General features: G+C 70.0%; 10 protein-coding genes. 3 read left to right on the top strand and 7 right to left on the bottom strand.

Features of this window, described 5'->3' with window-relative positions:
• Window positions 1-613, top strand: a 613-nt coding sequence (locus NQ160_RS06540; RefSeq protein WP_306852715.1) for an FtsX-like permease family protein, incomplete at its 5' end; no start/stop codon positions are given.
• On the opposite strand, the gene NQ160_RS06535 is transcribed toward NQ160_RS06540, so the two are convergent.
• The 7 genes from NQ160_RS06535 to NQ160_RS06505 form a co-directional block, all read right to left on the bottom strand.
• Complete coding sequence (locus tag NQ160_RS06535; protein ID WP_257514421.1) at window positions 614-1,627, bottom strand: LacI family DNA-binding transcriptional regulator; 1,014 nt, start codon at window positions 1,625-1,627, stop codon at window positions 614-616.
• The gene (locus NQ160_RS06530) at window positions 1,624-3,159 is read right to left on the bottom strand and encodes a sugar ABC transporter ATP-binding protein (RefSeq protein ID WP_257514420.1); all 1,536 of its coding nucleotides are present in this window, start codon (window positions 3,157-3,159) and stop codon (window positions 1,624-1,626) included. The genes NQ160_RS06535 and NQ160_RS06530 overlap by 4 nt, the downstream gene beginning before the upstream one ends.
• A gap of 49 nt (window positions 3,160-3,208) precedes the next feature.
• Window positions 3,209-4,240, bottom strand: coding sequence for an ABC transporter permease subunit (locus NQ160_RS06525; RefSeq protein ID WP_257514419.1), 1,032 nt, complete (start codon window positions 4,238-4,240; stop codon window positions 3,209-3,211).
• On the bottom strand, window positions 4,237-5,268 hold the full coding sequence (locus NQ160_RS06520; RefSeq protein WP_257514418.1) for an ABC transporter permease: 1,032 nt from the start codon (window positions 5,266-5,268) through the stop codon (window positions 4,237-4,239). Before NQ160_RS06520 ends, NQ160_RS06525 begins: the two co-directional genes overlap by 4 nt.
• Window positions 5,265-6,827: a sugar ABC transporter ATP-binding protein gene (locus NQ160_RS06515; RefSeq protein ID WP_257514417.1), complete on the bottom strand. Its 1,563-nt coding sequence runs from the start codon at window positions 6,825-6,827 to the stop codon at window positions 5,265-5,267. Before NQ160_RS06515 ends, NQ160_RS06520 begins: the two co-directional genes overlap by 4 nt.
• A gap of 64 nt (window positions 6,828-6,891) precedes the next feature.
• Window positions 6,892-7,881 carry an ABC transporter substrate-binding protein gene (locus NQ160_RS06510; RefSeq protein ID WP_257514416.1) on the bottom strand — a complete coding sequence of 330 codons (990 nt, stop codon included), beginning with the start codon at window positions 7,879-7,881 and terminating at the stop codon, window positions 6,892-6,894.
• 219 nt (window positions 7,882-8,100) lie between these two features.
• Window positions 8,101-9,135: a LacI family DNA-binding transcriptional regulator gene (locus NQ160_RS06505; protein WP_257514415.1), complete on the bottom strand. Its 1,035-nt coding sequence runs from the start codon at window positions 9,133-9,135 to the stop codon at window positions 8,101-8,103.
• 142 nt (window positions 9,136-9,277) lie between these two features.
• On the opposite strand from NQ160_RS06505, the gene NQ160_RS06500 reads away from it, so the two are divergent.
• Both NQ160_RS06500 and NQ160_RS06495 read left to right on the top strand, forming a co-directional pair.
• Window positions 9,278-11,377, top strand: a complete 2,100-nt coding sequence (locus NQ160_RS06500) for a beta-galactosidase (RefSeq protein WP_257514414.1) — start codon at window positions 9,278-9,280, stop codon at window positions 11,375-11,377.
• A 42-nt stretch (window positions 11,378-11,419) separates the two neighbouring features.
• The gene (locus NQ160_RS06495; RefSeq protein ID WP_257514413.1) at window positions 11,420-12,775 is read left to right on the top strand and encodes an ABC transporter substrate-binding protein; all 1,356 of its coding nucleotides are present in this window, start codon (window positions 11,420-11,422) and stop codon (window positions 12,773-12,775) included.
• Window positions 12,776-12,860: the final 85 nt, after the last annotated feature.

Here is a 12,860-nt window from a genome sequence, read left to right as displayed (position 1 = left end):
TCTGCAGACGCCCGTGGCCTTGCCCTGGGCCGTGGTCGTCTCGTCGCAGACGGCCGACCGCCTCGGCATCGGCTACGGCGGCTTCACCCTCGTCGCCGCCTACGACGAGCCCCTGTCGGTCACGGCACTGGACCGGTTGCGCGCCGACGCCGAGGCCGCGTCGCGCATGAACCCCGACGTCTACCTGTGGCCTCAGCTCGAGAGCGGCCCGTCCGCCCCGGCCGGCTGGCTGTGGCTCATCCTCGGTGCGACCGCCGTGCTCGTGATCGCCGCGAGTGCGGTCGCGCTGGGCCTCGCGCGGGTCGAGCGCCGCCCGGATGATGCGACGCTCGCCGCCGTCGGCGGCAGCAGGCGTCTGCGCCGCGGCATCGCGCTGTGGCAGGCGCTGGTGATCACCGGGCTCGGCACCGTGACGGGTGCCGTCGCCGGCATCCTGCCGGTGTGGGGCGTCGTGCTGGCCGGTCAGAACACCTACAACCCGCCGCAGCTGTCCGACCTGCCGTGGCCCTGGCTCGCGTTGCTGGCCTTCGGCCTGCCGCTGGCGATCGCGCTCGTGTCGTGGCTCGTGCCGCCGCGGCATCCGGATCTCACCCGTCGCACCGCGATCGCGTGATCAGTCGCGTCGCCGGGTCGACTCCCGCACGACCAGATGGGTCGGCAGCGGGGTCGACTCGGTGACGGCATCGGGCTCCTCGACCGCCAGCAGCACCTTCTGCATGATGAGCTCCCCGAGGGCGGCGAAGTCCTGGCGCACCGTCGTCAGGGGTGGCAGCAGGAACGCCGCCTCCGGCACGTCGTCGAAGCCCATCACGCTGACGTCCTCGGGCACCCGCAGCCCACGCTCGCGCAGGGCCGAGAGCACGCCGATCGCCATGTGGTCGTTGCCGACGAACACCGCGTCGCCGGGCGCGAGGTCCAGCGCCAGCCCGCGCCGATGGCCGCTCGCCGCCGACCAGTCGCCGTGCTCGGGCTCGACGGCCTCCAGCCGACGGGCGGCCAGCTCGTCGCGCCAGCCGCGCAGCCGCTCCAGCGCGTCGGGGTTCCGGGGCGGTCCTGCCAGGTGCAGGATGCGCTCGTGCCCCTGCTCGGCGAGGTGCCGCACGGCGGCGCGGGCCCCGCGGTACTGGTCGATCGAGACGAGATTCGGATGCCGGCGCTGGGTCGCCGCTGCCGCGACCAGCGGCACGCTGACGTCGAGCCCCTGCACCACCTCGAGCACGGCGACGTCGTTGACGATGAGCACGATGGCATCCACCCGCTGGCGCATCAGGCCTTCGACGACGGTGCGGATGCCGGCGGGGTCGGGATCCAGCGACGAGACGGCATCCACCGAGTACCGCTCGCCCCGCGCGGCGACGTTGAAGTGCGTCGCGATGGAGGTGGGACCGAAGTCCGACACCCCGGGCGTGACGAGCCCGATCGTGCGGGTGCGGCGCGTGACGAGGGCACGGGCCGCTGGCGACGGGCTGTAGCGCAGCTGGGCGATCGCCTGCTCGACGCGGGCCCGGGTCGCGGGACGCACGTTGGGCAGGTCGTTGAGCACCCGCGAGACGGTCTGGTGCGAGACCCCAGCGAGGCGCGCGACGTCGAAGATGTTCGCCGCCCTGGCGCTCTTGTCCTCGCTCATGCGGGACCCTCCTGCCCGTCGTCGTCGGGCTGTGCGACGAGGGCCAGCAGCGAGTCGGCGGTGAGGTCCTCCGACGGCACGATCTCGACGACCCGACCGTCGCGCAGGATCGCGACACGGTCGGCGACGCGCAGCACCTCTTCGAGCTCGGCCGAGATGAACGCGACCGACAGCCCGTTGTCGGCGAGCTCGCCGACGAGGTTCTGGATGTCGACCTTCGCCCCCACGTCGATGCCGCGGGTGGGCTCGTCCAGCACGATCACGCGCGGCGAGAGCGCCAGCAGGCGCGCCAGCAGCACCTTCTGCTGGTTGCCGCCCGACAGGGTGCCGGCGGGCCGGTCGGGATCGGCGGGACGGATGCCGAGCGCTTCGATCCAGCTGACGGCGAGCTCGCGGCGTCGCGCGTCGGGCATGCGGTGCAGAATTCCGCGCTGGGCCTGGAGGGCGAGGGTGATGTTGTCCTGCACGCTGAGCTCGCTGATGATGCCCTCGGTGCGCCGGTTCTCCGAGGAGTAGACCACGCCGAGCGAGATCGCCTGCCGGGGGCTGTGCAGGCTGGCGGGTCGCCCCGCGATGCGCAGGATGCCGGCATCCACCCGGTCCACGCCCGTCAGCGCCCTGGCCAGTTCCGTGCGCCCGGAGCCCAGCAGGCCGGCCAGGCCCAGCACCTCACCCTCCGCCAGGGCGACGTCGGGGTCGCCCGGCTGCGGCCGGGGCGTCGCGCCACGCGCCTGCAGATAGGCCGGGGGAGCATCGTCGGGATCGGTCTCGGGGCGCGAGCGCACCCCGAGCTCGGCGATGGAGCGGCCGAGCATCTTCTGCACCAGGTCGATGCGCAGCAGCTCGTCGGGGACGTACTCGCCCACGAGGCGCCCCCCGCGCAGCACCGTGATGCGGTCGCAGATCTCGTACACCTGATCGAGGAAGTGGGAGACGAACAGCACCGCCACCCCGCGGGCGGTGAGCTCGCGGATGACGCGGAAGAGCTCGGCGACCTCATCGAGATCGAGGCTGGAGGTCGGTTCGTCCAGCACCAGCACCCGCACGTCGGTGGAGATCGCGCGCGCGATCGCGACGAGCTGCTGCACGGCGGGGGCGTGGCTGCCCAGCAGCGTGCTCGGGTCGATGTCCAGTCCCAGGTCGCTCAGCACCGCGCGGGCGCGCCGCCGCATCGCGGGCCAGTCCAGCGCGCCGAAGCGCCGGGGCTCGCGGCCCAGGCAGATGTTCTCCGCGACGGTGAGGTTCGGCAGCAGATCGATCTCCTGGTAGACCGTGCTGATGCCGGCGGCCAGCGCATCGTGCGGTGAGGAGAACCGGCGCGCGCGGCCCTCGACACGCACCTCGCCGGCATCCAGACGCAGCGCGCCCGTCAGCGCTTTGATGAGGGTCGATTTGCCGGCGCCGTTCTCACCCATCAGCGAGTGCACTTCGCCGGGGAACATGCGGAAGTAGACGTCGTCCAGCGCTGTCTCGACACCGAAGCGCACCGTGGCGCCCGCGATCTCGACGACCGGAGGGACGACGTTGTGCATGGAGTCCATCATGCCGGGACCAGGCCCCCCGACCGGTCCCGGCATGCGGTCAACGGCGCTGAGCCGCAGACCGGGCGACGATGATGCGCTGGACGACGACGAACAGCAGCAGCAGCGCGCCGATCGAGATGCGGGTCCAGGACTGGTCCGCACCGAGGAACGAGATGACCGTCTTGATCGTGCCGTAGACGAAGACGCCGATCATCGAGCCGACCACGAACCCGCTTCCGCCGGTGAGCAGCGTGCCGCCGATCACGACCGCGGCGATCGTGTCGAGCTCGGTGCCGATGCCGTTGAGCGGATACGACGCCCCCGTGTACGCGGTGAAGACGACGCCCGCGAGCCCCGCGCACACCCCGCTGACGACGTAGGCGAGGATCTTCGTGCGCACCACCGGCAGTCCCATGAGGCGGGCGGACTGCTCGCTGCCGCCGATCGCGTAAATCGTGCGGCCGAAGCGGGTGAAGTGCAGTACGAGCGCCCCGACGAGCACCACCAGCAGGGCCAGGATGCCGGTGGGGGTGATGTACCAGCTGCCGGGTGCGACCTGCAGGCGCGTGGACTGCAGCCAGAGGATCGCCGGGTCCTCCACTTTGATCGAGGACAGGCTCACCATGAAGGCCAGACCTCTGGCGGCGAACATCGCCGCCAGTGAGGCGATGAACGGCTGCACGTCGAAATAGTGCACGAGCACGCCGACCGCCAGCCCCATCCCGGCGCCGATGGCGAGCATGAGCGGGATGACGACGGCCGTGGGCAGCCCGTCGCGCAGCAGGCTCGCCCCCAGCATCCCCGTGAACGCCATCACCGCGCCCACCGACAGGTCGATGCCGCCGGTGAGGATGACGAAGGTCATGCCGACCGCGAGGATCAGCAGGTAGGCGTTGTCCAGCAGCAGGGACGACAGCACGCGCGGCGTGAAGAAGTTGCCGAAGTACAGCTGCGCACCCACGAGCAGCAGCAGCAGGATCGTCACGGCGGCCAGAACCGGGATCCAGGTCACGCGACGGCTGGTGAAGCGGCGCATCGAGCCGACGGCGGATGCCGCGCGGGTCTCTCCCGCCACGGTGAGACCGGTCATCGGACCACCTCCGGGGTCTTCGGCGTCCGCGACGAGGTCGCCAGGCGCGAGAGGCCACCGCGCAGCCGCGGCGACTGGATGAGCACGACGATGACCACGACGATCGCCAGGAACAGCGGACTGACCGCCGGCGGCACCCCCAGGAACGTGATGGTGGACTTCAGGGTCTGGATGGTGAAGACGCCGACGACGGTGCCGGCGATCGAGAACTTGCCCCCCATGAGCGACGTCCCACCCAGCACGACGGCGAGGATGGCATCGAGCTCGATGTACAGCCCGGCGGCGTTGGCGTCGGCGGCGGAGATGTTCGAGCTGTAGAGGATGCCGGCCAGCCCTGCGAGCAGTCCGCTGGCGGCATACGCGCCCCACACGATGCCGCGCGAGCGCACGCCGGCGAGGCGGCTGGCCTCGGGGTTGATGCCGACGGACTCCGTGAGCACACCGAGCGCCGTGCGCCGTTCGGCGACCGCCACGATCACGATCGCGACCAGGGAGACGTAGAACGCCACCGGCAGTCCCAGGACGTAGCCCTGCGCCAGGAAGCGGTACGGCGCACTGTTGATCGTGGTGATGAAGCCGCCGGTGATCAGCAGCGCCACTCCGCGACCGGCGAGCATGAGCACGAGGGTGGCGATGATGGGCTGGATGCCGACGACGGCGACGAGGAATCCGTTCCACAGCCCCAGCACGAGGGCGACGGCGACGCCGGCGAGGATCGCCACGAGCACCGTGCCGAGGTCGTCGGGGGAGGGGGAACCGGAGATGATCGTCAGGGCCACCGCGCCCGAGACGGCCATGATCGCTCCGACCGACAGGTCGATGCCGCGGGTGGCGATGACGAGCGTCATCCCCAGCGCCACGAGCATGAGGGGAGCGCTGTTGCGCAGGATGTCGATGAGCGGGCCGTAGAGCTGCCCGTCGCGCACGGTGACGCTGATGAACGACGGTCGCGCGATGGTGTTGACGACGATGAGGGTCAGCAGGGCCGCGATGGGCCAGAACAGCCGCTGACGGACGAGTCTTCTCATGCGACGTTCTCCACGTGGTCGGAGGTCTCCGGGGATTCCTCGGCGATGACCTCGACGAGGTCGCTGACATCGATGTCGTGCGAGGTGAGTTCGCCGATCTTACGGCGATCGCGCATCACGACGATGCGCTGGGCGAGGCGCACCACCTCTTCGAGTTCGGAGGAGATGAACACCACGGCCAGCCCCTGCTCGGCGAGCTCGGCGACCTTGCGCTGGATGTCGGCCTTCGCGCCCACGTCGATGCCGCGGGTGGGCTCGTCGAGGATGATCAGCTGCGGCGCCGTGGCGAGGCTGCGTGCCAGCAGCACCTTCTGCTGATTGCCGCCGGAGAGGTTGCGGATGAGTGCCTGCGGGTTGGCCGGCCGCACGCCCAGGGCGCGGATGTACTCGTCGACGATGGCATCCTGCTCGGACTTGCGCATCTTGCGCAGCGCGCCGCGCTTGGCCTGGATGCCGAGGATGATGTTCTCCGCCACCGTCAGGTCGCCCACCACGCCCTCGGCGCGGCGGTCCTCCGACGAGAACGCGATGCGCCGGTCGATCGCGTGGCGCGGCGCGGTGATGCGTGCCGTGCGGCCGCGCACGCGGGTGGTGCCGGAGTCGGCGCGGTCCGCCCCGTACAGCAGGCGGACGAGCTCGGTGCGGCCGGAGCCGAGCAGGCCGGCGAGCCCCACGACCTCGCCGTCGAACACGTCGATGTCGGTGGCTTCGAGCACGCCGCGCCGGCCGATCGCCTCGGCGCGGAGCACCGGTTCGCCGGTGCGGTCGATGGCGCGCTCGGCGCTGCGCGAGAGCGCGTCGAGCACGTCGAGCTCGCGACCGATCATCTTCGCGATGAGCTCCCCCCGAGGCAACTCGGTGACGGCGTACTCTCCCACCAGCCGACCGTTGCGCAGCACCGTGATGCGGTCGGAGATCTCGTAGACCTGGTCGAGGAAGTGCGTGACGAACAGGATCGCCACGCCGCGGTCGCGGAGGTCCCGGACGACCGCGAACAGCTGCTCGACCTCGGTGCGGTCCAGGCTCGAGGTGGGTTCGTCCAGCACCAGCACGGCGGCATCGGTGACCATCGCCCTGGCGATGGCGACCAGCTGCTGGATCGCGATGGAGTGGCTGCCCAGCAGCGATCGGGTGTCGATGTGCACGCCGAGTCCCGCCAGATGCCGTGCGGACTCGCTGTGCAGCCCCGCCCAGTCGATGCCGCCCAGCCGCCGCGGCTCGTGCCCGAGCATGACGTTCTCGCCGACCGAGAGGTTGGGGCAGAGGTTGACCTCCTGATAGACGGTGGAGACCCCGGCGGACTGCGCGTCGGCGGTGGAGCGGAACTCGCGCTCCTGCCCGCGGACGCGGATGGTGCCGGCATCCACGGCGTAGACGCCGGTGAGCGCCTTGATGAGGGTGGACTTGCCCGCGCCGTTCTCGCCCATGAGCGTGTGCACCTCCCCGGCGCGCAGCGTCAGGTCGACGTCGTCGAGGGCTTTCACGCCGGGGAACTCCACGCTGATGCCGCGCAGCTCGACGGGATGCGTGGCGGCGGCGGTGGTGCCGTGCGAAGTCATGCCGATCTCCTCCAGGAGAGGCTCGGGGGCCGGTGAGACCGGCCCCCGAGCGGTGGGTCAGCGATCAGTAGGGACGGGAGTCCAGCACTTCTGCTGCCTGCTCCTGCGTGAAGCTCTGGTCCTCGACGATCGTGCGCTTGTCGACCTCTTCGCCGGCGACGACCGCCTTCACGAGCTCCGCCGCCCTCTCACCGAGCAGCGGGTTGCACTCCACGATGAAGTTGAACTCGCCGTTGGCCAGGGCCGTCATGCCGTCCTTGACCGCGTCGATCGTGACGATCTGGATGTCGGTGCCCGGGGTGAGGCCGGCGGCCTTGATGGCATCCAGCGCGCCAAGGCCCATGTCGTCGTTGTGCGCGAAGAGCACATCGATGTCGGCGCCGTACTTCTGCAGGAAGCCCTCCATGACCTTCTTGCCGCCGTCGCGGGTGAAGTCACCGGTCTGCGAGTCGAGCACGGTGATGTCGGTGCCCTCGGTGGCGCTGGCGAAGCCGGTCGCGCGGTCGAGCGCGGCCGACGACCCCGTCGTGCCTTCGAGGATCACGAGGTTCGCTCCCTGGCCGTCGAATTTGTCGGCGACCCACTGTCCGGCCGTCTCGCCCTCCTTCTCGAAGTCCAGACCCACCCACGATGCGTAGAGGTCGTCGCTCGCACTCACGGTGCGGTCTTCGAGGATGACGGGGATGCCGGCATCCTGGGCTTCCTTGAGCACGTCGTCCCAGCCGTCGACCGTGATCGGTGCGATGACGATCGCGTCGACGCCTTGGTTGATGTAGCTGCGGACCTGCTGGATCTGCGCCTCCTGCTTGTTGTCGGCGGCGTTGAAGATGAGGTCGAAGCCGTTCTCCTCGGAGAAGGCCTCCTTCATCGACTCGGTGTTGGCAGCACGCCAGCCGGACTCGGACCCGGTCTGCGCGAAGCCGACCGTGATGAGTTCGTCACCGCCTCCGCCGCTTCCGGCGTTGCCGCCGCCGTCTGTGCCACCGGCGCATCCGGTCGTCGCCAATGCGAGCGTGCCCAGCAGCGCGACGCCGGCGAGGATCCTTCTGTTCATCCCACAACCTCCTCGTTCGGGACCGGCAGCCTTGCCGGTATCGGGTGCGAGCATCAGTGCCCGTGCGCTGAATGTTAGCCCTCACAATTCGGATTCCGCGAGGGTGTGAGCGATAACAGTTCGGTAACGAGCCCTCGCCGTATGGTTCAGCCAGCGATGCCCATAGGAAGGAACGCGGTCCTTCCCGTGAGCGATCACATTTGCGCGCGGGCGTGCGTGTCAGGGGATCGGCGGTGGGGTGGCGCACGAACGGCGCACCACCACCTGGGCGCCGATCGGGGTCTGAGTCGGCGGCTCCGCATGCTCGATGCGCGCGATGAGGCGACGCACGGCCATGCGCCCCGTTCCGTCGAAGTCGTTGCGGACCGTCGTCAGCGGCGGGTCGAAATACGCCGCCTCGGGGATGTCGTCGACGCCGACGACGCTCACGTCGTCGGGAATGCGCAGCCCGCGCTCCTTGAGGGCGAGCATGGCGCCCAGGGCCATCTGATCATTCGCAGCGACCACACCGGTGGCCGACGGCAACTCGCCGAGTTCCGCGATGGCGCGGTAGCCCGAGCCGGCGGACCAGTCCCCGTGCAATACCCCGGAATCCTCGATCCCCCACCGCGCCGTCGCGGTTTCGTAGGCGTGCTGGCGTCCGCGCGCCGCGGACCACGAGGGCGGGCCGGCCATGTGCAGCAGCCGGCGGTGCCCGAGCGCGGCGAGATGCTCGACGAGCGCGGTGATCGCGGTCTCCGAGAAGCTCGACTGGTTCTCGGCTTCGGTCTCCAGCTGCACCGGAACGCCGAAGTCCACCTCTGCGAGGGCGCTGAGCATGGTGTCGCTGGAGGCGACGGCGAGCACTCCCGCGAACGCCTGCCGAGACAGCAGTGCGAGCGACTCCTCGATCGCCCGTGGACTGCTCATGTCGACAAAGACGAGATCGAGCACGTAGCCCGCCTCGCGCGCCGCGGCGCTGGCTCCCTCCGCGATGCGGCTCGGCCCCACCTCAGATGCTTCGTGGGTGAATGCGGCGATGCGGTGCGACCGCCCGGACTTGAGGCTGCGCGCCGTCAGGTTCGGGCGGTAGTCCAGCGCCTCCAGGGCCCGCACCACCCGTGCGCGCGTCTCGGGCCTGATGCCCTCATAGCCTTTGAGGAATCTGCTGACGGTCTGGTGCGAGACGCCGGCCGCCGTCGCCACGTCGTAGATGGTCGAGGGGCGGCGCGCCTCGTTCGGTGCGCGCCCGAGAGGCGCCTCTTCGGATCTCATCGGCGAGCGGTCCTCTCCATCGCGACGTGACGGTCACTCTTGACGCGCGATGTTGTCGGCAACATAGTAGGTCCCCAGCGGACGATGTTGTCGGAAACATCAGGCGGCACCGGTCCTCCGATATCGCGATGGAGCGAATTCGATGACATCACAGTCGCCAGGCCTGCCCGGGGGGATCCTCTTCGGTGCCGCGTACTACGCGGAGTACCACCGAGACGACCGCACCGCCCTCGACCTCGATCTCATGCGGGATGCCGGGTTCACCGTCATCCGGGTGGGAGAGTCGGTGTGGTCGACGTGGGAGCCTCGCGACGGCGTCTTCGACCTCGACTGGCTGCAGCCGGTGGTCGACGGCGCGCACAGCCGGGGCATCTCGGTGATCCTCGGCACCCCCACCTACGCGGTGCCGCCCTGGTTGGCGCAGGCCCACCCCGAGATCGCGGCCGAGCAGCGCACGGGTGCACCCGTGCCCTGGGGATCACGTCAGGAGGTCGACTACTCGCATCCGGCGTTCCGCTTCCACGCCGAACGCGTCATCCGCGCCGTGGTCGAGCGCTACGCCGATCACCCTGCCGTCATCGGCTTCCAGGTCGACAACGAACCCGGCCTGCACCTCTTCCACAATCGCGGCGTCTTCCAGGGGTTCCTCCGCCGGTTGAAGGCGACCTACGGCGACGTCGCCACCCTCAACCGCGAGTGGGGGCTCACCTACTGGTCGCACCGTCTCGACGACTGGTCCGAGCTGTGGACGCCTGACGGCAACTCGCTGCCTCAGTACGACCTGGCCTGGCGGCGATACCAGGCCGATCTCACGACCGACTTCATCGCGTGGCAGGCGGGCGTTGTGCGCGAGTACGCCCATGCCGATCAGTTCGTCACGACCTGCATCGCGTACCAGCGCCCCGCGGTGGACGACGCGACCGTCGTGCGGGCGCTGGATGTCACCGCAGGCAACCCGTACTACGCGATGCAGGACCACCTCGACGCGACGCTCGACTGCGCGCCGGTGACGACCTGGACGACGACCGGTGTCGCCGCGCTCTTCCGCCAGGCGGACCGCCTCTACTCCTCGAAGCAGGCGCGGTTCCTCGTGACTGAGACCGACGCGCAGTCGATCGGCGGGTCGGAATTCAACCTGCCGCCGTACCCGGGGCAGCTCGCGCAGGCCGCCCTCGCGCTCATCTCGCGCGGCGCTGCGATGATCGAGTACTGGCACTGGCACACGCTGCCGTACGGCACCGAGACCTACTGGGGCGGTGTGCTGCCGCACAGCCTGCGGCCCGGACGGGTCTACCGCGAGATCGGCGGGCTCGGCGCGACCCTCGCCGCCATCGGAAGCGCCCTCGACGGGTTCGAGCCCGACGCCGACGTCGCGATGATCTGGTCCAACGACAGTCGCTACGCCCTGGAGTTCTTCCCCCCGCTGGCGGATGCCGACGGCGGACCCGACCGTCAGTCCTACCAGCGCATCTTCGACGCCTTCCACCGCGGCGTGATCGACGGCGGTGCGCAGGCGCGCGTGCTGCACGCCGACCAGGCACTGAGCCTGGGAGCGCAGGCGCTGGCGGCCCGTTTCCCGGTGCTGATCGCGCCGGGCTTCTACGCGGCATCCGACGCCGACCTCGACCTGCTGCGCGACTACGCCCACTCAGGCGGACACCTCATCATCGGCATCCGCACCGGCTACGGCGACGAGGAGGCCCGCGCACGCACGGAGGTCGCCCCGGCGCGGCTGGCCGAGGCGGCCGGGGTGAGCTACGAGGAGTTCTCCAACCTGTCCGCGGAGGTGCCGGTGCACGGCACCGGGGTGTTCCCGGGCGCCGACGCGACGGCGCGGCTCTGGGTCGATGGGCTGATCCCCAGCGGGGCCGAGCCGCTGGCGGAGTACGACCACCCCCGGTTCGGCGATTTCGCCGCCGTCACAACGCACCCGCACGGCGGAGGCCGCATCACGGTGGTGGGCACGGTGCCCTCCCCGGCGCTGGCAGCGGACCTCGTGCGCTGGGCGGTCCCCGCGCCGATCGCCGACGAGCTGGCGCCCGATCGCGCGCTGCCGGTCACGGTCTCGTCGGGCGCGCTGCCGGACGGCGGCCGCGCCTGGTTCGTCTTCAACTGGGGGTGGGAGCCGCAGACGGTGACGCTGGCGGCATCCGTCTCCGACGCCGTCAGCGGCGAAATCCTCGCCGACGGCACCGATGTCTCACTGCCCGCCTGGTCGACGAGGGCATTCCTGATGCGGTGAGCGCCAAGGGATAGAGCGATCCGATCAACCACAGGAGGAACCATGAGGAAGTCGCGCAGTACAGCAGCGTCGCTGGTCGGCGGGACCGTCGTGCTGGGGCTGGTGCTCACCGGCTGCACCGGCGGGTCCGACGGGGGCGGTGGCGGCACGCAGGACGAGATCACGCAGGAGCAGATCGACGAGGCGATGCAGACGCCGACCGAGCTGACCTTCTGGACCTGGGTGCCCGACATCGAGCTCGAGGTGGCCATGTTCGAGGAGGCGTACCCCGAGATCGACGTCACCGTCGAGAACGTCGGGCAGGGCTTGGCTCACTACCAGAAGCTGCGCAGCGCCCTCGAGGCGGGGGAGGGGGCGCCCGACGTCGCGCAGGTGGAGTACCAGTACATCCCCTCGTTCGTGCTCAGCGAGTCGCTGCTGGACCTCGCGCCGTACGGGGCCGACGACATCTCCGGAGACTACGTCGAGTGGGCGTGGAACCAGGTGTCGCCCGGTGACGAGGTGTGGGGGATTCCGCAGGATGTCGGGCCGATGGGGAACCTCTACCGCGAGGACATCCTCGCCGCGGCGGGCATCACCGAGCCTCCGGCCACGTGGGAGGAGTACGCGACGGCCGCGCAGGCGGTGAAGGATGCCACCGGCTCCTACATCTCCAACGTCGGGGCGACGCAGGCGGGCCAGATGATCGGCTTTTTCTGGCAGGCAGGCGTCAAGCCGTTCGGATACGACGGCGCCGAGACCGTCACCATCGACGTCAACAGCGATGAGGCGAAGCAGGTCGCGGACTACTGGACCGAGCTGATCCAGGCCGACCTCATCTCGACCGACGTCGACTTCAACGACGAGTGGTATCAGGCGCTTGCCAACGGCAAGTACGCCGGCTGGCTGACGGCCGCATGGGGGCCGGTGTTCCTGCAGGGCACCGCAGAAGGCACCTCAGGGCTCTGGCGTGCGGCGCCGCTTCCGCAGTGGAGCGAGGGCGAGAACGTCTCGGGCAACTGGGGCGGCTCCTCCGATGCGGTCCTCGCCACGAGCGAGAACCCCATCGCGGCGTACATGCTCGCGCAGTTCATCAACCACGACGAGGCGTCCGCGATGAGCCTGGCGACGGAGCAGTTCCTGTTCCCGCCGCAGGTGTCCGTGCTGGAGGACCCCGCCTTCGTCGACCAGAAATCGGAGTTCTACGGGGGCCAGGAGGTCAACGCCCTGTTCGCCGAGATCTCCGAGACGGTGGACACCGACTTCGAGTGGCTGCCGTTCATGGACTACGTCTACTCCAGTTACGAGGAGACGATGGGCACGGTGATCGCCGACAAGGGCGACATCTCCGACGCGCTGGATTCCTGGCAGGACCAGCTCGTCTCCTACGCCGAGAGTCAGGGCTTCACCGTCGAGTGACGTCCGGACGGGTGCCCGGTCCTCGTCGACCGGGCACCCGCCGGCACGCAGAGCAAGGAGCAGCAATGTCGCACTCCACGGCCCC

The organism is Microbacterium sp. zg.Y909 (assembly GCF_024626565.1).
Note: the sequence above shows the minus strand (reverse complement) of the source record. Positions and strands in the feature narration are given on the sequence as shown.

Coding starts and splice junctions, on each gene's coding strand:
- NQ160_RS06535 (WP_257514421.1), bottom strand. CDS start 1,627: ATGAGCGAGGACAAGAGCGCCAGGGCGGCGAACATCTTCGACGTCGCG.
- NQ160_RS06530 (WP_257514420.1), bottom strand. CDS start 3,159: ATGCACAACGTCGTCCCTCCGGTCGTCGAGATCGCGGGCGCCACGGTG.
- NQ160_RS06525 (WP_257514419.1), bottom strand. CDS start 4,240: ATGACCGGTCTCACCGTGGCGGGAGAGACCCGCGCGGCATCCGCCGTC.
- NQ160_RS06520 (WP_257514418.1), bottom strand. CDS start 5,268: ATGAGAAGACTCGTCCGTCAGCGGCTGTTCTGGCCCATCGCGGCCCTG.
- NQ160_RS06515 (WP_257514417.1), bottom strand. CDS start 6,827: ATGACTTCGCACGGCACCACCGCCGCCGCCACGCATCCCGTCGAGCTG.
- NQ160_RS06510 (WP_257514416.1), bottom strand. CDS start 7,881: ATGAACAGAAGGATCCTCGCCGGCGTCGCGCTGCTGGGCACGCTCGCA.
- NQ160_RS06505 (WP_257514415.1), bottom strand. CDS start 9,135: ATGAGATCCGAAGAGGCGCCTCTCGGGCGCGCACCGAACGAGGCGCGC.
- NQ160_RS06500 (WP_257514414.1), top strand. CDS start 9,278: ATGACATCACAGTCGCCAGGCCTGCCCGGGGGGATCCTCTTCGGTGCC.
- NQ160_RS06495 (WP_257514413.1), top strand. CDS start 11,420: ATGAGGAAGTCGCGCAGTACAGCAGCGTCGCTGGTCGGCGGGACCGTC.